Source organism: Pseudomonas sp. CM25, assembly GCF_013179705.1.
In the GTDB taxonomy this organism is placed as follows: Bacteria; Pseudomonadota; Gammaproteobacteria; order Pseudomonadales; family Pseudomonadaceae; genus Aquipseudomonas.
In genome coordinates, this window is sequence record NZ_JABMCW010000073.1 from 1 (window position 1) to 19,989 (window position 19,989).

The following is a 19,989-nucleotide window of genomic DNA, read 5'->3' on the forward strand; positions in this document are numbered from 1 at the left end:
ATCAGATCGACCTCCCCACGCATCAGCATCTCCATGGCTGTTTCGCCAGGGCTCACTAGCTCGAAGGTGATCAGTGGAGCGTGTTGATTGATCTCCCTGATGACCTCTGCAAAAAGGACGCTAATCAGGTAGTCCGATGCCATGATTCTGAAATGGCGTTTGCTTTCTGCAATGTCGAATACCGGCTTTGCGGTGATCGAGGTCTGGATTTTCAGTAGGACTTCACGTACCGGAATCTCAAGGTCACGTGCGAGCGGTGTGAGCATCATCTTCCGTCCGACCTGTACGAGGAGGTCGTCTTCAAAGTACGTTCGTAAACGCCCAAGCACGCCACTTGTGGCAGACTGCGTCATGTGTAAGCGCGCGGCAGCACGAGTAATGTTCTGCTCTTCGAGCAGTACATCCAGCGCCACCAGGAGGTTCAAATCCAGGTGTTTGAAGCGCATGGGAGGTATCTCTTGTTGTATTTATTTTCGCGATACCCTGCATCCTAACTAACGATTAGTCAAATTATTCGCGTGTTCCTAGCCTGTGCTTCCAGATCCCAGAGCTTTGATCCCTCCCCGGTGTAGCGGGGGGTTGAATCTGCCCTGGTGGGAAGACCAAAAAACAAAAAAACCAAGGGTTCACGCATGAGCGATATCAAAAAAGTACTGGTGGTAGGCGGAGGCATTGGCGGGCTTTGTGCGGCTGTCGCACTGCGCCGCTGCGGCATCGCGGTAGATCTGGTTGAGATCAAGTCCGAGTGGACTGTGTACGGGGTGGGAATTATCCAGCAGAGCAACGTAGTGCGAGAGATGGCTCGGCTCGGGGTCCTTGATCGCTACCTGGATGCTGCTTACCCCTTTGAGGATGTAGGCATCTACGACCTTCAAGGTAATCCGCTGGCTCGTATTCCCGGGCAGCGCTTGGCTGGGCCTGAGTATCCTGCAAACGTTGGCATTTCGCGGCTAGCGCTCCACCAAGTGTTGAGCGAAACGGCCATCGAACTGGGTACCGTTGTGCGTTTGGGTACAACCATCGAGTCATACAGCGAAGAGGCCGCAGGGCTGAGTGTACGCTTCACCGATGGCAGCGTCGGCACATACGACCTAATGGTTGGAGCGGACGGTGTGTATTCCAAGGTCCGCGGAATGCTCTTTGGTGACCGCTACCTCCCTCGATTTACTGGCCAGGCCGTATGGCGATACAACTTCCCACGTCATCCATCTATCGATCATCTGGCGAGCTTCACTGGGCCTGGAGGGAATGCTGGGCTCGTGCCGCTCGCTGAAAACCTCATGTACATGTTTTCCACTTCACATGAGCCGGATAACCCGCGTTTCGCACACGATGACTTAGCGCGAACTATGCGGGAGCGCATTGCTCAGGTAGGGGGGCTGGTAGGTGAGCTTCGAGATCAGATCACCGATAACAACCAGGTTGTTTACAAGCCCATGGAGGTGCTTTTTGTAGATGAGCCATGGTTCAAAGGTCGGGTGCTTCTGGTCGGTGATGCGGCCCATGCTACAACGCCTCATTTGGGGCAAGGGGCGGGGATGGCGATCGAAGATGCGTTGGTGCTGGCTGAAGAGTTGCTTGGACCAGGCCCAATCCAAGAAATCTTGCAGCGGTTCATGCGTCGCCGGTTTGATCGCTGCAAATACATCAGTGAAAACTCCATCATGGCAGGTGAGCGGGAAATGGCGCGCGATCCGAATTTTGATCGAATCGGCCTCACAAAGGCGATGCTCAAACTTACCGCCGAGCCCATCTGATTCAAGTCGACAGTGCCAATCTTTTCTGTGGCGCCCGCTTCCAAGGCGCCGCATTGCATCTTTCAGCCCTTGTAGGTGAGACGCAATTGGACCGGAATGCTGCATACCTTTGTCATTCGAGCCATTTGGAAGAAGGGCATGCGAAGGGCTTTGACCCTTGGATCGAGGGGCGTGATACTGTCGTTGCACTCAGATGGCATGGAGAGGTGCGCGTTTACAGGAATCTTTGCCCTCACCTGGATGTTGCCATGCAGTATCGAAAAGACAGGTTCATGTCTGGCGATGGTAACCATATCGTTTGTTTCGCTCATGGCGCTTTGTTTAGACCAGACAATGGAGCATGCGTGTTGGGGCCTTGTCTTGGACAGTCACTTCAAGCCTTACACGTAGATTTGGATGAGGACCAGATCCTGTGGGTGTCACGATCAGACTGACTCTGCTGTTTGCTACGATCTGGTCGCTAGCTCTCCAGGGCAGACGGTCAGTGACGCGATCCCGTGACAGTTGAAGAAATTGCCGTTCACCAGTGCGTTGCTGCGCGCGCCTATCGGCTTGACGCTGCCGACCGAACGGCCACTTTCTGAGGCTGGACAGCTGTTTGCCACCCTGTTTCGAGAATGATGCACCGCACGGGCCGGGGAGTGAGGATAGTGCCGGAGGCAGGGACTGTCATACGCCCGCGTGAGGCTAATTCTGTTAGCCTCAACGCGTGCAGAAGCCATACTCAGCTATTGTTCTAAATCGCGTTGAGAGTTGATGCTAGGAGGAATATTTATCACCGACCAGTTCCCGAATGGGATAGGTGTCGTAGATGATTGTCATCTTGGTGATAAGGCCCTCGGTATCAAACTCAAAAACATCAACACACTCAAAGGGTGCGGGAGTGCCATCTTGCAGAACCCAGTCGTACCTGAAATACCCAGTAGCTCTCGGGTACCCTTGCTGGCTGACACATATGTCGATGGGGGTGATTTTACTAGGACCTGAAGCTGATTTGAGCTTCTCGAAGAACGGCCGAGGGGCCATATTCCCAAGGAATGGAGACAGTATCACTGCACTGGGTGAAAAAAGGGGAATAATCGATTCTGGGTCGCCTTTTTCCAGTTCGGTCAAGTAATTCAGCACTGCCCGGGTTAGGATTTCGGGGTGGTTGTCTCTGACTTCAACTGCTGGCATGCTAACCTCCTGATCAAAGAGTTGACATGCTATTGCTCTGCTAGGCGAAAGCAATCGAAAAATTGGAATACGGGTATTCCAGAAGGGAACGTTGTGCTTGCAATGTCTGAAACCAATCGCGTGCTGCCAAGCCTTGCTGCAATAAAGGCGTTCTTGGTCTGTGCGGAGCATGGAAGCATCAAAGGTGCCTCCGCAACTCTGCATAAAACACAAGGCGCTCTCAGCAAGCAGATAAAACAGTTAGAAGAGATTGTTGGAGTGGAGCTGTTCGTGAGGACGGCGCTTGGGTTGGAGCTAACTGCTCATGGCGCACGCTTCGCTGAGGTGGCAGTCACCATTCTTGATTCATACGAGTCGTTTGTCAGCCCGTCTACGCATTCAGGCACCATTAGGCTATCAGCGCCGTCAACGTTCACCCTGCGCTGGCTGCTCCCGAGGATAGACGCACTGCAGCGAGAGCTCTGTGGCCAGCGGCTGCAGATTTCCAGTGGCCGCGACGACGTGCCCAGCCTCAAGGATGGCTCAGCTGATGCTGTGATAATGCGCGGCGAGTGTGCTGACGAGGGACTCGTTTCATTTGAACTGTTTCCTGAACTCTTGACACCCATGTGTTCTCCTGAGATCGCTAAAATCCTAAACCAGTCTCAGGCCCTGGATGGGCAGACTTTGTTGCATGCTTCTCCAGATGGTTATGAGTGGAGTGCCTGGTTTGCCAAGACTCATTCCGGCTTGAAACCACCGGAGACGTCGATGACCTTCGATACACTGGACGTAGCGCTGTCTGCGGCGGAAGCTTCCATGGGTGTCGTCATAGGCGATCCAACCCTGGCTGCAGAGCGCATTAGATCGGGCAATTTGGTCTGTCCTTTTGGCGAAACGGTGTTGAGCGGAACAAGATATTACCTGTGTATTCCGAAAATCAATAGCGCATCCAAAAACTTCCAGATGCTGGCTTCTGCAATTTTCAGAGTTAAAGATCAGTCTCTGCCGAGAACGCCACCTATCTCGCCGTAGTCGCTTAATCTCGCAATGCGAGGTCCTTGATGAACTTAAACTTTGAAATCATTCTCGGTTATTCAGGTGCGCGAATAGGCTGCACATTGCCGGTGAGACCTCCTACACACCTGATGAAGGCAGGTGAACCGTCGTGCAGCTGATCCCGCAGCGGCAAAAGCCCCCGCGCCGCGCCCGTGAGGTGACGCGGTACAAGAACCCCGACAATCGCGAGATCATCGCAACCAAAGGTAGCAATCACAAGCCGCTCAAAGAATGGGAAGCCGAGTACGCCTCGGACGAAGTGGAGGGCTGGCTGCCTCGTTAAAATCATCTCCTCAGATGCCAAACAAACCGCCTTCGGTTGTCTCGGTATGCCGGTAGATAATGCATAGGGAATGACGTCGCAATCCGAGCTTTGTGCAGCGCCACTAATACTATGCTGGTTCAGTCAGTGTGTACTGCCAGCATTGCATTTTTTCGAAGCCGATCTAAATAATATAATCCGCCCATTGCTGCGCAGCCTCGCGGCGTTGAGGTAGCAATTGAGCTCGCGCATAGACAGCGCCCAAAGCACCAGGCATGCGATGTGACAATGATAACTCCAAAACAATTGGATCGATGCCCAAATGTTCATGAGCAATAGTGCGGTATGTGGCGCGAAAGCCGTGGGCAGTAATGGCGTACTCTGGCCAAATCCGCTGGTACGACTTGGCCAGTGACGTTGCGTCAATCGGGTGGCCCGGATAGACCGGCGAGACAAATACCCAGCCGTTTCCTTCCTGATCCACAACCCGGCGTTCGTATAGTTCACGCAACAGTACAAGTGCCTGGTCTGGGAGCGCAACAATGTGCTTGGTCTTGTCTAGATGGCGGGTTTTTCCGACGATATAACGCCAGTCGGCGCTGACAAGGTCAACGTCTTCCCAACGCATTTTCACCAACTCTCCGGGGCGAACCGGTAGCATCACAAGCAAGCGCATCGCGATGGTTACGCTGCTCGGGCTCATCTGATCCAGGCGCAGGAGAAACGTCCCCAAATCGGCCGGCCGCTCGATAGCCGGATTGCTGGTGACCACATGGCGAACCTTGAGCTCTTCGGTGTTGCTCAGGGCCACGTTGCGCTCCACCCAGCCCCGCCCTTCGGCGAAACCGAGCACGGCACGAATGATGGTGCGTACGCGTTTGGCCATGGCCAGTGTGCGAGCGCGGCGAAGGGTACCGATGATCTCAATGATGTGGTCCAGCTTGATCTCGCTGACGGGAATGCTGCCGATCATGGGAAGGATGTGATTGTTCAACGCGCCGCGAAAGCCCGCGAGGGATTTGCTCACAAGGTCGTGCGATTTGAAGGCCAGCCACTGTTCGGCCACGTAACTGAAGGTGCGTTCCTCATTAAGTAATTGATCGGCGATTTTCTTGCGTTTGGCCTTCAGCGGGGCGACGTGATGGGCTACGTTCTGGCGCGCGGCTCGGGCCAGGTCGCGGGCGTCTTTCAAGCCAATGTCGGGATAACGACCGATCGCGTACACGTTCTCCTTGCCGTGCAGGCGATACCTCATCCGCCAGTACTTGGCGGCAGGCTTGTTCGACTTCTGTGAGGCCTGGACATGCAGGTATAGACCGGGCACTTCACCGTCGGCGTACTTGCCGGATTCGGCAATGGCACGCAGGAAAGCATCGCTGAGTTTGCGCCGCAATGCAGGCGTAGGGAGAGAAGTCGTCATGTGCGGGTACTTTTTTTCTAAGCAGAAAAAGTACCCAAAAATATACCCGCAGAAGCGTCAGAAATGGGCGGAACATGACGGACGGCATTGGACTTAAATTGCAACTAAAGTGCTGAATATACTGGAATTTCTGGATCTCGGTGGACGTCAGTCACAAGCTATCGGGATCGCCAAAAAACATCTGTATCCGCGACCGCAACCACCGCTCCGCCGGGTCATTGTCCTGCGCCCCGCGCCAGGCCATGTGCAGCTCGAAACTGCGCACCGGCAGCGGAAGATCCTCGGCCCGCAAGCCACCGGCCGCGGTCAGCACCTGCGCCGTATAGTCCGGCACCGTGGCGACGATATCGGTCCCTGCGAGCAAACTCCCCAGCCCATTGAACTGCGGCACCGCCAGCACCACATGACGCTTGCGGCCAATCTCGTCCAGGGCTTCGTCGATAAAGCCGGACAAATCGCCGGCAAACGACACCAGCGCATGCGGCCGGGCACAGAAGTCGTCCAGGGTGATGCTGCCGGGCACGCTGTCGGCCCGCAGCAGTTTCGGCATGCTGCGGCGCAATATCTTGCGCTTGGCGTTGGCCGGCAGGTCACTGGTGTAGCTGACCCCCACCGAAATCTCACCCGAGGCCAGCAGGGTCGGCATCAGCAGGTAGTTGACCCGCCGCACCACCAGCACGATACCCGGCGCTTCGGCACGGATGCGCTTGAGCAGCTGAGGCAACAGGGCGAATTCGGCATCGTCCGAGAGGCCGACGCGGAACACGGCGTTGCTGGTGGCGGGGTCGAACTCGGCGGCGCGGCTGACGGCGGTGGAAATGGAGTCCAGCGCTGGCGAAAGCAGGGCGAAGATCTCGTTGGCCCGCGCCGAGGGCTCCATGCTGCGGCCGGTGCGCACGAACAACGGGTCGTCGAACAGGTTGCGCAGGCGCGACAGGGCCGCGCTGATGGCCGGCTGGCCGAGGAACAGTTTTTCCGCAGCGCGGGTCACGCTGCGCTCATGCATCAGCGTTTCGAACACGATCAGCAGGTTGAGGTCTACGCGACGCAGGTCGTTTCGATTCATCGGTGCGCTTCGCCTAAAGTGGGGCAGGGGTGAATCTTAAGGCCAAAGGCTGTTACCCTGCACGGGTTTAGGGGTACCAATCGCAGGGAAAGTCGGGTGCCCAATCGATGACAAGCATGTCGACTATTAATGACCACTGATGGTCTAACTGGAAAAGCCCGGATAAAGTCAGTGGTAATTAGAGGTTCACAAAGGCGAGGTATGCGATGTCCCGCATGATCCGTTTCCACAAGTTCGGCGCTGCCGATGTGCTCCGTTGCGAGGAGCAGGCCGAACCGTCACCGGCAAACGACGAGGTGCAGATCCGCGTCGAAGCGGTGGGCGTCAGCTGGTATGACGTGCTCTGGCGCCAGAACCTGGCGCCGTCCCAGGCGCGCCTGCCAGCGGGCATCGGCCACGAAATGGCCGGGGTGGTGACTGCGGTCGGTGAAGGGGTCGAGGACATTGCGGTGGGCGATCGGGTTGCCAGCTTCCCGGCCACCAGCGCCAACGACCACCCGGTGTATGGCGATGTCATCGTGCTGCCGCGCACGGCCATTACCCGCTACCCGGATGTGCTCACGCCGATTGAGGCCAGCGTGCACTACACGCCCCTGCTGATTGCCTATTTTGCCTACGTCGACCTGGCCCGGGCCAAGGCCGGGCAGACCGCGCTGGTCACCGATGCCAGCCATTGTGCAGGCCCTGCCTTCGTGCAGTTGGGCAAAGCCCTGGGGTTGAAGGTGTTCGCCGCTACCAAAGAGCCCGAGCAGCGTGAATACCTGCTGGGCCTGGGCGCCGACAAGGTGATCGTCACCGAAGAACAGGACCTGCTGTTGCAGGTGGGCAAGTACACCGATGGCCGTGGTGTGGACATGGTCCTTGACGGCATGGGCGGGCCGCAGATGTCGCTGTTGGGCGATGTGCTGGCGCCGCGTGGCAGCCTGGTCCTGTATGGCCTGCAAGGCGGCAACCAGACGCCGTTCCCGGCCTGTGCGGCGTTCCAGAAGAACATCCAGTTCTACGTGCACTGCATCGGCAACTTCACCGGCAAGCCGGAGCTGGGCATCAGTCAGGACCAGGTCGCCCTGCAGCGCGCCTTGCGCGATATCAACCAGTTCACTGCCGACCAGTTGCTGACACCCCAGATCATAAAGGTGTACCCGTTCGAGCAGGTCGTGGAGGCGCATCGCTACATGGACCAATGCCCCTGCGGTGGGCGGGTGGTGCTGGACATGGCGCAACACGCATAGCGGCTTGCCGTATGTGGAAACCCGGGCGAAGTCCCGGGTTTTTTGTGGCCGGCACAAAATTATTTACGCGCTGAAAATAGGAAGATTCCTACAATAAAAAGCGGAGTGCCTTACATATAATTCGATAGCTTTTGCGTTCTCGGAAATATCCCGCCAATTATTCATCCTTGAACTATTCATGCTTGCCCTTCAATCTGGTCGCGCTCCTTGGCTGAATGGTTTTTTTACCCGGATCTGTATCTTTCATTCGCACTGCATCCCTCGATAATGGCCCAATGATAGTTTGCGCAAGGAGCGTGATATGAGCATGGCTATGCCTGGGTCAATGGGGTGTGTGGCGGCTGAGGACTGGTATGTCGGTGCGTTTTTCTCGATGGCCTGGCGACAGTGATTGATTGCGTCATTACTTCTTTACGTGTGTAGCAAATTTCTGCTGGGTAAGCGCAATACATGTTGAGTCCGAAGTGCTCGATTCTTCATGTATTGACTGCCTGAAGTTGATGAGGTGATTTCGTGACTGCTATTCACGACCAGGCAATGCAGTATATCTACCAGCAAGTACTCGAACGCTTGCTGAGTCATATGTCCCAGGCTCAGCGCGCGTCCGTGCAGTTGCTGATACAGCGGCTGCTGGTTGCCGCCGGTGGCCCTGAGTACATCGGTACCTTCCGTTTGCTGGTGCTGCAAGGCAGCGATCGGCGCAGTGTCCGGTTACTGGCCATGTTGCGCGCCGCGCAACTGAGTATCGCCCTGCGTTCTCCGGTAACCTTTCAGTTGCGGGTACTGGTGGCCAGCCTGCCAACAGCCGACAGCACCACGCTGGAGGACCATGAACGCAGTTTCAATGCCCTGTTCATGCAGGACGACTCGCGGGTGCAGTTGCAGATGATAGAGGGGCGCGAAGCGGTGGCATTCGGCAGCCGCCCCTCGGCAGACACTGAACCCTGGCTACTGGCGAGGGATGCCATGCTGATGTTCGGCCACCTGGTCGATGCCCGGCCCGAAGCCCTGCTGGGTAGCCGCCTGCACCTGGAGCTGGCGGACGCCGTGGGCTTTGCGCTGCAGGCACCTGCACCTGCCGACGCGCTGGTTACGGCCATTCCGGCGCTGCAGCGGCGCCGTTACCTCGCCTGGGCACGGCGTAACCTGCGCCTGGCAGGCGCGCGCGGCCCACATGGGCTGCAGTGCCTGGCGGCGCTGGCGCGCGGGCTGAGCCGGTTGCACGGCGCCGCCAGAATACCGCCGGCCAGTTTCGCCGAGCCGTCGGCGGGCGCGGCAGTGGATGATGCGCCGGTGCGGGTGATCGCCGTTGATGACCTGCTGCCACATTTGCTTGAGGAGCAGCCGCTGGATGCCATGCTGGGTTTTACCTTCGAGGCTGGCGCGGATGCCTGGCCGTTGGCGGCGTTCGCTGACCCGCTGGCACTGGCCCGACTGCACGAGCTGCGTGCCCGCAGTATCGAGCCCCAGGCCGGTCGCCCGGCGTTGCGGTTGGCGGGGCAGGCGGGCGATGAGCAGCGGCGCGACATGCATCAACTGCAACTCGGCAAAGCCTACGGCATCAACCAGACCCAACTGGTATGCCTGCTGTTCAGCCCCTTTGCCAGGCAGGGGAAAAATCTCGAGCGTTTTCTGTTGTGCAGGCACGCTGACATGCTGGTGGCGTTGCCGTATCTGCACAGGGCCTTGCAAGGCAAAGCCTGCCCTGATGCGGTGAAAGACTGGCTGGTGAACACCAGTGGCTTGTCGCTGCGCCAGCTACGGGTGATCTATGCAGGGCACTTGCCGCTGACCGCCTGGCGCCTGCTGAGCAACCTGGCGCGCCGCGATGCCCGCCTGCGCTTGCTGCCGCGGCCGCTGTTGGCGCGGCGGCGCGGTTTTGCGGGGCAGTATTGATGGGGCGAGCGGCCCCCGGGGAGTTCGCCTACCGCAAGGTTTATCGCTACCTGGAGGCGTTGATCGACCAGGCAGCGGGTGCCTCCCCTTGCCGGTTACCGTCGTTGCGTGCGCTGTCCCGGCGGCTGCGGGTATCGTTGGTCACGGTGCAGAGTGCCTACAACCTGCTGGAGGAGGAGGGCCGCGTGCAGTGCCTGCCACGGTCGGGGTACTACGTGCTGGGCGCAGGCAAACAGGAGGCTGTGGCCATGCCCCGACAGCCGCCCTTGCCCGTTCAGCCAGTGCTGGAGCGGGCCTTGCTCGCCCACGAACGGCGCATGGCCCGCCAGCGTGCCGCCAGCGCTGCGCCGTGGGAGGCGCTTGGCAGTGCGCGGCTGCGCAATGCGGTTGCAGAACGTTATACCCGCTCTTCCAACCAGTACTGGCGTGCTGATGACGTGCAACTGGCCCCGGATGTACTGGCGCTGCTGGAGACGCTGCTGGCAGCGCTGGCCCTGCACGGCACCACCGTGCTGGTACATTCGCCCTGTTGCTGGCAGGTGTTGGGCGCCCTGGCGCGCGCGGGCATGCGCGTGCTGGAGGTGCCACTGGACAGCCGTGGCAACCCGGACTTGCGTGCCCTGGCCAGTTTGCTGAGGAGCGAACCTGTGCGCATGCTGGTAATGCCGTCGTGTCTGGGCACGCCACAGGGCCGGCTGTTTTCCTCGTACCACCTGCAGCAGCTTGGCCAGTTGCTTGGCCAACACCCGGTATGGCTGTTGGAAAACGACCTGGACAGTGAACTGTGTTTCAGCGGGCCGCCGCACGCACGCCTGCGCGACTGGATCGACCCGCGTTGGCTGTTGGTAGTTGGGGCGTTCGAGGCTGCAGTGGGGGCCGAGGCGCCGTATGCCTATGTACTGGGCCATGACGGCGCGCTGGCCAAGGCGTTCGGCGAACGTGCGTTCCGGCTGGCGCCGCTGCGCCTGCAAGCGCTTGCGCACATGCTGGGCAAAGGTGAAATCGAGACGCAGCTGGCACAGCTGCGCACCCAGTTGCAAAGGCGTACGCAAAGCCTGGCGCGTGCGCTGGAGCTGCAGTTTGGCCCGCGGGTGGCGTTGGAAATACCTCAGGGCGGGCGAACGCTGTGGGTTCGCTTTCACCAACCGCTGCCGTGGGCTGAGGTAGTTGTTGCGCTGGCAGGTTCGGCCTTGCATGCCCTACCGGGTACGCAGTTCAGCCTGCAGGGGCGTTACCAGCAGTACCTGGCGCTGGTGTGGCTGGGGGATGACCCAGACGATCTGCAGCAGGCGGTGGAGCGCTTGGCGCAGGTGCTGGAGCTGCGTTGCGGGCGGCCTGCGAAAGGTGCTTGCCGCTAGATATGCAGCGCCTGTGAGCTCGAGCGCTGCATACCTTACGGCAAACACTTCTCAGCCCTTATGCAATCTCCAGACAGGCCGACCCGCTCAGCTACGCAGTCACTCCTGCCCCTGGCGCAAGCGCGTACTGACCAGCGCTGCAAACAGCAGCAACGCCGCAATGATCCACAACCCGTTGCGAGTACTGCCAGTGGTCTGCTCAATCACCCCCATCACCGACGGCCCGACAAACCCGCCCAGCAGGCCGCAGGTGGTGACGAACGCCAGGCCAGCCGCCAGTGCGTTACCGCTCAGGCGGCTGGAAGGGAAGACGAAGATGATCGACTGCACCACGAACAGCATCAGGGCGGTCAGTGAAAAACCGATCAGCCCGATGAACGAATTGCTCAGCGACGCCAGCAGCAACCCCGCCGCCATGGTCAGCAGGCCGAAGAACAAAAGCGTGCGGCAGCGCCGGGGGGAGGTGGCCAGCCGTGGCAAGGTGGCGGCGCCGATGGCGGCAGCAATCCACGGCACCGCAGTCAGCAAGCCGACCTGGAAAGGCGATAGCGCTGCGTAGGTACCGATGATGCCCGGCAGAAAGAAAATCACCGTGTAGATGGTGATCTGGTGCACGAAGTACACCACGATCGCCAGCCAGGTCTGCCGGTCGCGGAACATCTGCCCCAGTTTGCTCTGCTGCGGTGCGTCCGCCCGCTCGGCGGCCAGGCGCCGTTCGATGTGCTGGGCGTCGGAGGCCGACAGCCAGGGCGCTGCGGCGGGCCCGTCAGGTAGCTTCTTCCAGACCACGTAGGCCAGGGCCACGGCGGGTAGCCCTTCGAGCACGAACAACCACTGCCAGCCATGCCAGCCCATAACCCCGTCCATTTCCAGCAGGGCACCCCCCAGCGGCCCGCTGAGGATATTGGCCAGGCACACGCCCAGCAGGAAGTAACCGGTGGCGCGGGCGCGCTGTTCGCGGTCGAACCAGTAGGTGAGGTACAGCATTACACCGGGGAACAGGCCTGCTTCGGCAACCCCCAGCAACAAGCGCATGATGTAGAACGAGGTTTCGCCCTGGACGAAGGCCATGCCCGCCGACAGCACGCCCCAGGTGATCATGATGCGGGTGATCCAGAAGCGCGCGCCCACTCGGTGCATTATCAGGTTGCTGGGCACTTCGGCCAAGGCATAAGTCAGGAAGAACAGGCCGGCGCCCAGGCCATAGGCTGCTGCCGACAGGCCCAGGTCCACACCCATGCTGGCCTTGGCCAGGGCGATGTTGGTGCGGTCAAGAAAGCTCATCACGTAGACCACGATGAGCAGTGGCATCAATTTGCGCAGCAGCAAGCCGTTCAGGCGCTGCTCGGTGGAGGCGGCAGGGGCCGAGGCCGCTGCGCTGCCGGTGAGGGTTGTCATTGTTTTTTTCCCCGATGAAAGTGCTGGTGGTGTGCCGCACACGGTCGGCACATCCAGGTCTGAGGGTCAGGAACGGTTGATGTCGAGCCACACCGCGCCATTGGGGTACTGATAGCGCTCCAGGGTTTCGGCATGCATTTCGATGCTGTAGCCGGGGCGTTGCGGGGGCATGTAGCGCCCGCGGCGGATCACCACCGGGTCGATGAAGTGCTCGTGCAAGTGGTCGACGTACTCCAGTACCCGGTTGTGCAGCGAGGCAGACACTGCGATGAAATCGAACAGTGCGATGTTCTGCACATATTCGCACAGCCCGACACCACCGCCATGCGGGCACACCGGCACGTCGTACTTGGCAGCCATCAGCAGCACGATCAGCACCTCATTCAGCCCACCCAGGCGGGCGGCGTCCAGCTGGCAGAAGTCCAGCGCACCGGCCTGGAACATCTGCTTGAACATCACCCGGTTGTGGCAATGCTCGCCCGTGGCGACGCCGATCGGGGCAATGCGTTGGCGGATGGTGGCATGGCCGAGAATGTCGTCCGGGCTGGTCGGCTCTTCGATCCACAACGGCTCGAAGGCCGCCAGGCGGCGCATGTTGGCGACCGATTCGTCTACTCCCCAGACCTGGTTGGCATCCATCATCAGGGTCCGCTCCCAGCCGATTTCATCGCGCAGGATGCTGGCGCGGCGAATGTCCTCTTCCAGGTCTGCGCCGATCTTCTGCTTGATATGCGTCCAGCCGTCCTCCACAGCTTCGCGGGCCAGCGTGCGCATTTTTTCTTCGCTGTAGCCCAGCCAGCCCGGGGCGGTGGTGTAGCCGGGGTAGCCTTCGCGCAGCATCTGCGCCTCGCGCTGGGGTTTGCCGGGAGCCTGGCGGCGCAGCAGGGCGATGGCTTCTTCGGGGGTGAGCACGTCGGTGACGTAGCTGAAGTCCAGGCAGCGCACCAGCTGCTCGGGCGTCATGTCGGCCAGCAGTTTCCACACCGGCTTGCCTTCGTGCTTGGCCCACAGATCCCACACGGCATTGACGATGGCCGCGGTGGCCAGGTGGATCACGCCCTTTTCCGGGCCCAGCCAGCGTAACTGGCTGTCGCTGACCGTGAAGCGGTGCCAGAAGCCGCCCATGTCGGCGGTGATTTCTTCGAGGGTGAGGCCGACGATCAACGGCGCCAGCGACTGCACCGCCGCCGCGCAAATCTCGTTGCCACGGCCGATGGTGAAGGTCAGGCCATGGCCTTCAAGGGCTTCGGCGTCGGTGTGCAGTACTACGTAGGCGGCCGAATAGTCGGGGGCGCTGTTCATGGCATCGGAGCCATCCAGCGACAGCGAAGTGGGGAAACGGATGTCGCGAACGCTGAGGTGTGTAATGCGTATGCTCATGGTCGGCTCTTGTTCTGCTCAGGCACTGGGAGCACTGACTGTAGGTTGTGCATTGATACAGGCATAATCGCCAATTCTTAATCAGCGATACCGGATTCGATATGCCTCGCTTGCCACCCGACAGCGCCCAGGCGCCTGCCAGCCTCGGCGCGTTGAAGATTTCCAGCCGCCAGATAACGCTGCTCAATGCCCTGGGCGAATTTGCCAACCTGCGCCGTGCTGCGGCCGCGATGCACACCACGCAACCGGCGGCCAGCCTGCTGCTGCAGCAACTTGAGGAGCGCCTGGGCGTGCGCTTGTTCGAACGCTTGCCGCGCGGGATGCAGGCCACGCTGTATGGCGAGGTGATGATCCGCTATGCGCAAAACGCGCTGCATGAGTTTGAGCATGCCCAGGCGCAAATCGCCGAGCTGGCGCGCGGGGCACTGGGCCTGGTGCGGGTGGGCAGTGTCATGGGCCCGGTGCCGGGTGTGCTGACCAGGGCGGTGCTGGCCTACAAACGCGACCACCCCAAGGTGCGCATCTCTCTGGAAGTCGGCACCAGCGATACCTTGCTGCCGGCCTTGCTGCGAGGCGATTTCGACATGGTGGTCGGGCGCCTGCCAGACCAGAGCGACAGCCAGGACCTGAACATCGAGTTGTTCGATGGCGGTGAGCAGATGCGGGTGATTGCCCGCGCCGGCCACCCGTTGGCAGCGGTCACCGAGTTGCAACTGGCCGACCTGGTCACCCAGACGTGGATCCTGCACCCCATTGGCAGCCCGATGCGCCGCCGCGTCGAAAGTGCCCTGCAGGCCGGCGGCATGGTGCAGTCGCTGGATATCGTCGAGACTGCCTCGATCCTGGCCACCACGGCCATGCTTGAAGCGTCCGAGATGATCGCGGTGGTGCCCAATGACGTGGCCGAGCATTATGCCCGCTACGGCATGGTTGCCATCCTGCCGGTGGAGTTGCCTTTGGCCATGGCCAACCTGGGCGTGCTGACCCTGCGCTCGCGGCCCGACTCGGTGGCCCTGGCCACCTTGCTGCGCTACTTGCGGGCGCAATAACCCTGCCTTTTCACTTGCCTGAGGCCCTGCGTCGATGCCGCCGGACATGACCCATTCCAGCTTTTGCAACTGGATCCGCTACAAGCACCTGGTGCTGATCGACACCTTGGCGCGCACCCGCAACATGCACGCCACCGCCACCCGCATGAACCTCAGTCAGCCGGCACTGAGCAAGATGCTGCGGGACCTGGAGGAGCAGTTCGGCTTCGCCTTGTTCGAGCGCCTGCCGCGCAGCATGCCGCCCACCGAGCTGGGCGAATACGTGGTGCGTTACGCCCAGGGCGCACTGGCCGAGTCGCAGCAGTTCGTCGACCAGGTCAACCGCCTGCGCAACGGCGGGCACGGCTTTATCCGTGTCGGCGGGATTTTTGCCGCTACCGCGCAGGTACTGCCGCAGGCCATTGCCGCCATCAAGGCCCGCAGCCCGTTGCTGTCGATCGAGGTGGTGGAGCATTCCAGCGACCACCTGCTGACCATGCTCGAACAGAACAAGCTCGACATCATGATCGGCCGGTTCACCGAAGAGCGTTTCAGCCAGCTGTTCGACTTCCAGCCCCTGGAGCCCGAGCCTTTCAGCCTGGTGGTCAACAGCGAACACCCGCTCAACCAGCTGCACAGCACGCCTCTGGCGGCGCTGGGTGACTGGCCATGGGTGTTGTACCCGGTCGGCACGCCGATCCGCAATCGCCTGGAGCAGGCATTCCGGGTGGCCGGTCTGGCCACGCCCGCCGACAGCGTGGAAACCATCAGCATGCCGATGTTCCTGCAACTGCTGCAATCGGCGCCGATGATCGCCATGCTGCCGCGCTCGATGGTTGCCGCGCAGTTGGCCAGCGGCCAGCTCAAGGAACTGCGCAGCCCATTGCACCTGGCGGCCCTGGAGTATGGCGTGGTCACCCGCAAGGATGAGCCACTGAGCGCTTCGGCCCGAGCCTTTGTCGAGATTCTGCTGGAGGGGGCGCGGCGGCGTCGGGAGGGCCAGTGCTGAACAGCCATGAGCGCTGAGACATTGAGGTGGAGATTCTAGGGTCTTTGGGAGGTTACGTCAGGGCTGACAGGTGCTTGCCACAGCATTTGTCAGCCCTCATGCGATCACTGCAGGAGCTGGCCTGCCTGCGAAGCAGCCCTGAAGGCCCTACCGGCGATCGCCAATCTCATCTCTCCACTGCCTCCCGATAACCCCAGGTTATCGTTCGATCGGATCATCTCATTGGGCATGTCGCCCAAGGCTTCTTACAGTAGGTGGCAGCCATAAAAAGAAGCCAGCCGCGCCGTCCTGAGAGGTCCCATGCAACTGATTGCCAAAACAGGTGACCTTGCCGTCATCCGCCTCAACCCGCTGGACAACGTGCTGATCGCCCGCCAGGCCCTGGCGCAAGGCCTGCGCCTGGACACCGAGGCCATTACCGTGCGCCAGCCGATTCCCTCCGGCCACAAAGTGGCCACCGAGCGCGTTGAGCAGGGCCAACCGCTACGCCGCTACGGTCAGATCATCGGTTTTGCTTCACAGCCGATCGACGCCGGCGACCATGTGCATGTGCACAACGTGCAGATGGGCGACTTTGCCCGTGACTATGCCTTTGGCGTCGATACCCGCACCCAGCCGAGCAGTCAGGCGCAGTTCCAGGGCATCGTGCGCGCCGATGGCCGGGTCGCGACGCGCAACTACATCGGCATCCTTACCTCGGTGAACTGCTCGGCAACTGTCGCCCGCGCCGTAGCCGACCATTTCCGTCGGGACATCCACCCCGAGGCGCTGGCCGCTTACCCGAACATCGACGGCGTGGTGGCCCTGACCCACGGTGCCGGCTGCGCAGTAGACCCAAGCGGTGAGGCACTTGGCCTGTTGCGCCGCACCTTGGCCGGGTACGCCGTGCATGCCAATTTCGCCGCCGTGCTGATCATTGGCCTGGGTTGCGAAACCAATCAGATCGACAGCCTGCTGGAAACCCAAGGCCTGCAGGCCAGTGCGCAGCTGCGCACCTTCACCATCCAAGGTATCGGCGGCACCTCGAAAACCATCGCGGCCGGTATCGAGCAGGTCTGCGGGCTACTGGCCCAGGCCAACCAGGTCCGACGCCAGCCGGTCAGCGCACGGCACCTGGTGGTCGGCCTGCAATGTGGGGGCTCCGACGGTTACTCGGGGATCACTGCCAACCCGGCACTGGGTAATGCCGTCGACCGCCTGGTGGCGGCAGGGGGTACCGCGATCCTGTCCGAGACCCCGGAAATCTACGGCGCCGAGCACTTGCTGACCCGCCGTGCAGTCAGCCGAGAGGTGGGCGAGAAGCTGCTAGCGCGCATTCGCTGGTGGGAGGACTACTGCAGGCGCATGAACGCCGAACTGAACAACAACCCTTCGGCCGGCAACAAGGCCGGGGGCCTGACCACCATCCTCGAGAAATCGCTGGGCGCGGTGGCCAAGGCCGGCTCCAGCAATCTGGTCGATGTGTACCAATACGCGCAACCCGTGCGTGCCCACGGCCTGGTGTTCATGGATACCCCCGGGTACGACCCGGTTTCGGCCACCGGCCAGGTGGCGGGTGGGGCCAACCTGATCGCTTTCACCACCGGGCGTGGCTCGGCCTACGGCTGCGCCCCGGCGCCGTCGATCAAGCTGGCCACCAACAACCGCGTGTTCGAACACCAGGAGGAGGACATGGACGTCAACTGCGGCGGCATCGCCGACGGCTCCACCAGCATCGAGGAGCGCGGCGCTTACATCTTCGAGCAAATGCTGCGCATTGCTTCCGGGGCACGGAGCAAAAGCGAACAGCACGGCTATGGGCAAAACGAATTCGTGCCCTGGCAGATCGGCGCCGTGACCTGATCGAGCGCACTCGTCCCGTTTAAAAGGCAACCACAATGACTCAAACCACAGATTACAACGTGCAAGCGCTCACCATCTTTGTCGAGCAGCTGTTCGTGAAAGCCGGTGCCGATGCCGAAGTCGCCCAGGTGGTGACCCGGGTGCTGCTCGAAGGCGAACTGCTGGGGCACCGTACCCATGGCCTGAACCTGGTCAGCCGTTACATCGGCGGTATGCTCGACGGGCAGGTCGAGGCTCGCGCCCAGGCGCTCGAACAAGTCTCGGACGGTGGTGTCTCCAGCCTGTTCGATGGCCATTATGTGTTGGGGCCGTATTGCGTCAGCCGCGCCCTGGACTGCGCGGCAAAGGGCGCGACCGAGCAGGGCATCGGAATCGCCGTGGTACGCCGCGCCGCGCATATCGGCTGCCTGGCGGCCTACCTGAAGCCCTACACAGACCAGGGCCTGGTGGCGATGGTGTATTCCTCGGACCCGTCGGTGGGCCTGGTCTGTGCTCACGGCGGCGTCGACCCGGTCTACACCCCGAATCCGATTGCTGCCGGTATCCCGACCCGGGGTGACCCGATTTTGCTGGATGTGAGCATGTCCACCGTCACCCTCGGCCTGGTCGGCCAGTGCCGCGATGCCGGTAGCCGCCTGCCGCACCCGGTGCTGGTGAGCAACGACGGCCAGCTGAGTGACGACCCGCACGACTTCTACACCAGCCCGCAAGGCAGCATCCTGCCCCTGGGCGGCCAGGCCTTTGGCCACAAGGGTTTCGCCCTGGCGCTTCTGGTGGAAGCCCTGACCTCGGGGCTGGCCGGCCACGGACGCAAGGATGCCCCGGACCAGTGGGGGGCGTCGGCCACTGCGGTGGTCATCGACCCGCGGTTCTTCGGCGGGCTGGACGCGTTCACCGACGAAACCAGCTTCCTCGGTCGACTGGTTCTCGCCAGCCGCCCGCTCGACCCTGAGCGCCCGGTGCGACTGCCTGGGCAGGCCGGGCTCGCGCTGCGCCGGCAGGCCCTGGAGCACGGCCTGAAGCTTGCGCCGCAGCTGGTGGCCGACCTTGACCGCCTGGCCGCGCAGCTGCAACTGCCAGCACTTTCCCAATAAATCACAACAAGGGTACATCGATGACTGATCGATCAGACGCCAAGCAACTGTTGCTCCTGAGTCACGATACCAGCGCGTTTGAATGCGGCAGCTGGGTAGGGCGGGTCTGGCTGCCGGACCAGGGCCCCGCGGTGGTGCTGGTAAAAGCAGGTGCCGTGCACGACATCAGCGGCCACGTGGCGACCGTTTCGGCCCTGCTGGAAGTGGCCGACCCGGTGGCCTACCTGCGTGCCTTGCCGCTGGCCAGGCCGTTGGCCGGGCTGCAGGCGCTGCTGGACAACAGCGACCCGGCCCGGCGCGACCTGCGCCAGCCATGGTTGCTGGCGCCCATCGACCTGCAGGCGGTCAAGGCCGCTGGCGTGACCTTCGCCGCCAGCCTGCTGGAGCGTGTAGTGGAAGAGCAGGCCAAGGGCGACCCGGCCAAGGCCGACACCATCCGTGACACCCTGGCCAGCCGCATCGGCGCCGACCTGTCGCAGATCGTCCCGGGCTCGGCCCAGGCCGAAGCGCTGCGCAAGGTGCTGGTGGAGCAGGGCTTGTGGTCGCAATACCTGGAAGTGGGCATCGGCCCGGATGCCGAGGTGTTCACCAAGGCCCAGCCGCTGTCTGCGGTCGGCCACGGCGCCAACATCGGCATTCACCCCAAGTCCAGCTGGAACAACCCGGAACCCGAAGTGGTGCTTGCGGTTTCCAGCGATGGCAGCATCAAGGGCGCGATGCTGGGCAATGACGTCAACCTGCGCGATTTCGAAGGGCGCAGTGCCTTGCTGCTGTCCAAGGCCAAGGACAACAATGCATCAACCGCCCTGGGCCCGCTGCTGCGGCTGTTCGACGAAAGCTTTGGCCTGGATGATGTGCGCAATGCCGAAGTCGACTTGCGGGTCGAAGGCGAAGACGGTTTCGTCCTGTCCGGGCGCAGTTCCATGCGCCAGATCAGCCGCGACCCGCAGGATCTGGTGCAGCAGACCCTCAACGAAAACCATCAATATCCCGACGGCCTGGTGCTGTTCCTCGGTACCCTGTTCGCGCCCAA

The 19,989-nt window shown here is 61.4% G+C and carries 18 protein-coding genes; 12 read left to right on the forward strand and 6 right to left on the reverse strand.

Going from position 1 to position 19,989, the window contains the following annotated elements:
• Positions 1–446, reverse strand: a 446-nt coding sequence (locus tag HP546_RS10560; RefSeq protein WP_172224205.1) for a LysR family transcriptional regulator, incomplete at its 3' end; no start/stop codon positions are given.
• A 186-nt stretch (positions 447–632) separates the two neighbouring features.
• Between HP546_RS10560 and HP546_RS10565 the strand changes: the two genes are divergently transcribed.
• Both HP546_RS10565 and HP546_RS10570 read left to right on the forward strand, forming a co-directional pair.
• Positions 633–1,757 carry an FAD-dependent oxidoreductase gene (locus tag HP546_RS10565; protein WP_172224208.1) on the forward strand — a complete coding sequence of 375 codons (1,125 nt, stop codon included), beginning with the start codon at positions 633–635 and terminating at the stop codon, positions 1,755–1,757.
• 86 nt (positions 1,758–1,843) lie between these two features.
• Positions 1,844–2,191: a Rieske (2Fe-2S) protein gene (locus HP546_RS10570; RefSeq protein WP_172224254.1), complete on the forward strand. Its 348-nt coding sequence runs from the start codon at positions 1,844–1,846 to the stop codon at positions 2,189–2,191.
• Between the two features lie 325 nt (positions 2,192–2,516).
• Here HP546_RS10570 and HP546_RS10575 read toward each other — a convergent pair whose 3' ends face one another.
• Positions 2,517–2,933 (reverse strand): nuclear transport factor 2 family protein, encoded by a 417-nt coding sequence (locus tag HP546_RS10575; RefSeq protein ID WP_172224210.1) that lies wholly within the window; start codon positions 2,931–2,933, stop codon positions 2,517–2,519.
• 102 nt (positions 2,934–3,035) lie between these two features.
• Between HP546_RS10575 and HP546_RS10580 the strand changes: the two genes are divergently transcribed.
• Positions 3,036–3,947: a LysR substrate-binding domain-containing protein gene (locus HP546_RS10580; protein WP_172224213.1), complete on the forward strand. Its 912-nt coding sequence runs from the start codon at positions 3,036–3,038 to the stop codon at positions 3,945–3,947.
• Positions 3,948–4,080: 133 nt separating this feature from the next.
• On the forward strand, positions 4,081–4,254 hold the full coding sequence (locus tag HP546_RS10585) for a hypothetical protein (protein WP_178126838.1): 174 nt from the start codon (positions 4,081–4,083) through the stop codon (positions 4,252–4,254).
• 163 nt (positions 4,255–4,417) lie between these two features.
• Here HP546_RS10585 and HP546_RS10590 read toward each other — a convergent pair whose 3' ends face one another.
• On the reverse strand, positions 4,418–5,653 hold the full coding sequence (locus HP546_RS10590) for a tyrosine-type recombinase/integrase (protein ID WP_372242424.1): 1,236 nt from the start codon (positions 5,651–5,653) through the stop codon (positions 4,418–4,420).
• Between the two features lie 151 nt (positions 5,654–5,804).
• Positions 5,805–6,719, reverse strand: a complete 915-nt coding sequence (locus HP546_RS10595) for a LysR family transcriptional regulator (RefSeq protein ID WP_256676246.1) — start codon at positions 6,717–6,719, stop codon at positions 5,805–5,807.
• Positions 6,720–6,925: 206 nt separating this feature from the next.
• On the opposite strand from HP546_RS10595, the gene HP546_RS10600 reads away from it, so the two are divergent.
• The 3 genes from HP546_RS10600 (at position 6,926) to HP546_RS10610 (ending at position 11,205) form a co-directional block, all read left to right on the forward strand.
• On the forward strand, positions 6,926–7,951 hold the full coding sequence (locus HP546_RS10600) for a zinc-dependent alcohol dehydrogenase family protein (RefSeq protein WP_172224216.1): 1,026 nt from the start codon (positions 6,926–6,928) through the stop codon (positions 7,949–7,951).
• Positions 7,952–8,464: 513 nt separating this feature from the next.
• Positions 8,465–9,847 (forward strand): hypothetical protein, encoded by a 1,383-nt coding sequence (locus HP546_RS10605; protein ID WP_172224220.1) that lies wholly within the window; start codon positions 8,465–8,467, stop codon positions 9,845–9,847.
• The gene (locus tag HP546_RS10610; RefSeq protein ID WP_172224223.1) at positions 9,847–11,205 is read left to right on the forward strand and encodes an aminotransferase class I/II-fold pyridoxal phosphate-dependent enzyme; all 1,359 of its coding nucleotides are present in this window, start codon (positions 9,847–9,849) and stop codon (positions 11,203–11,205) included. Before HP546_RS10605 ends, HP546_RS10610 begins: the two co-directional genes overlap by 1 nt.
• Before the next feature lie 99 nt (positions 11,206–11,304).
• Here the strand turns inward: HP546_RS10610 and HP546_RS10615 are convergent, their stop codons facing one another.
• Positions 11,305–12,603 carry an MFS transporter gene (locus HP546_RS10615; RefSeq protein ID WP_172224226.1) on the reverse strand — a complete coding sequence of 433 codons (1,299 nt, stop codon included), beginning with the start codon at positions 12,601–12,603 and terminating at the stop codon, positions 11,305–11,307.
• Between the two features lie 66 nt (positions 12,604–12,669).
• A complete protein-coding gene (locus HP546_RS10620; RefSeq protein ID WP_172224228.1) occupies positions 12,670–13,983 on the reverse strand; it encodes an L-fuconate dehydratase in 1,314 nt (437 codons plus the stop codon).
• Positions 13,984–14,084: 101 nt separating this feature from the next.
• Here HP546_RS10620 and HP546_RS10625 point away from each other — a divergent pair, with 101 nt between their 5' ends.
• The 5 genes from HP546_RS10625 to HP546_RS10645 form a co-directional block, all read left to right on the forward strand.
• On the forward strand, positions 14,085–15,032 hold the full coding sequence (locus HP546_RS10625) for a LysR family transcriptional regulator (RefSeq protein WP_172224231.1): 948 nt from the start codon (positions 14,085–14,087) through the stop codon (positions 15,030–15,032).
• Positions 15,033–15,066: 34 nt separating this feature from the next.
• Positions 15,067–16,020: a LysR family transcriptional regulator gene (locus tag HP546_RS10630; RefSeq protein ID WP_172224234.1), complete on the forward strand. Its 954-nt coding sequence runs from the start codon at positions 15,067–15,069 to the stop codon at positions 16,018–16,020.
• A gap of 300 nt (positions 16,021–16,320) precedes the next feature.
• Positions 16,321–17,862 (forward strand): UxaA family hydrolase, encoded by a 1,542-nt coding sequence (locus HP546_RS10635; protein ID WP_172224242.1) that lies wholly within the window; start codon positions 16,321–16,323, stop codon positions 17,860–17,862.
• A gap of 35 nt (positions 17,863–17,897) precedes the next feature.
• On the forward strand, positions 17,898–18,956 hold the full coding sequence (locus HP546_RS10640; RefSeq protein ID WP_172224246.1) for an Ldh family oxidoreductase: 1,059 nt from the start codon (positions 17,898–17,900) through the stop codon (positions 18,954–18,956).
• A 20-nt stretch (positions 18,957–18,976) separates the two neighbouring features.
• Positions 18,977–19,989 (forward strand): fumarylacetoacetate hydrolase family protein (locus tag HP546_RS10645; RefSeq protein WP_172224249.1); only part of this gene is annotated, 1,013 nt, incomplete at its 3' end.

Coding starts and splice junctions, on each gene's coding strand:
- HP546_RS10580 (WP_172224213.1), top strand. CDS start 3,036: ATGTCTGAAACCAATCGCGTGCTGCCAAGCCTTGCTGCAATAAAGGCG.
- HP546_RS10610 (WP_172224223.1), top strand. CDS start 9,847: ATGGGGCGAGCGGCCCCCGGGGAGTTCGCCTACCGCAAGGTTTATCGC.
- HP546_RS10615 (WP_172224226.1), bottom strand. CDS start 12,603: ATGACAACCCTCACCGGCAGCGCAGCGGCCTCGGCCCCTGCCGCCTCC.
- HP546_RS10600 (WP_172224216.1), top strand. CDS start 6,926: ATGTCCCGCATGATCCGTTTCCACAAGTTCGGCGCTGCCGATGTGCTC.
- HP546_RS10625 (WP_172224231.1), top strand. CDS start 14,085: ATGCCTCGCTTGCCACCCGACAGCGCCCAGGCGCCTGCCAGCCTCGGC.
- HP546_RS10640 (WP_172224246.1), top strand. CDS start 17,898: ATGACTCAAACCACAGATTACAACGTGCAAGCGCTCACCATCTTTGTC.
- HP546_RS10565 (WP_172224208.1), top strand. CDS start 633: ATGAGCGATATCAAAAAAGTACTGGTGGTAGGCGGAGGCATTGGCGGG.
- HP546_RS10590 (WP_372242424.1), bottom strand. CDS start 5,653: ATGACGACTTCTCTCCCTACGCCTGCATTGCGGCGCAAACTCAGCGAT.
- HP546_RS10635 (WP_172224242.1), top strand. CDS start 16,321: ATGCAACTGATTGCCAAAACAGGTGACCTTGCCGTCATCCGCCTCAAC.
- HP546_RS10575 (WP_172224210.1), bottom strand. CDS start 2,933: ATGCCAGCAGTTGAAGTCAGAGACAACCACCCCGAAATCCTAACCCGG.
- HP546_RS10630 (WP_172224234.1), top strand. CDS start 15,067: ATGCCGCCGGACATGACCCATTCCAGCTTTTGCAACTGGATCCGCTAC.
- HP546_RS10620 (WP_172224228.1), bottom strand. CDS start 13,983: ATGAGCATACGCATTACACACCTCAGCGTTCGCGACATCCGTTTCCCC.
- HP546_RS10595 (WP_256676246.1), bottom strand. CDS start 6,719: ATGAATCGAAACGACCTGCGTCGCGTAGACCTCAACCTGCTGATCGTG.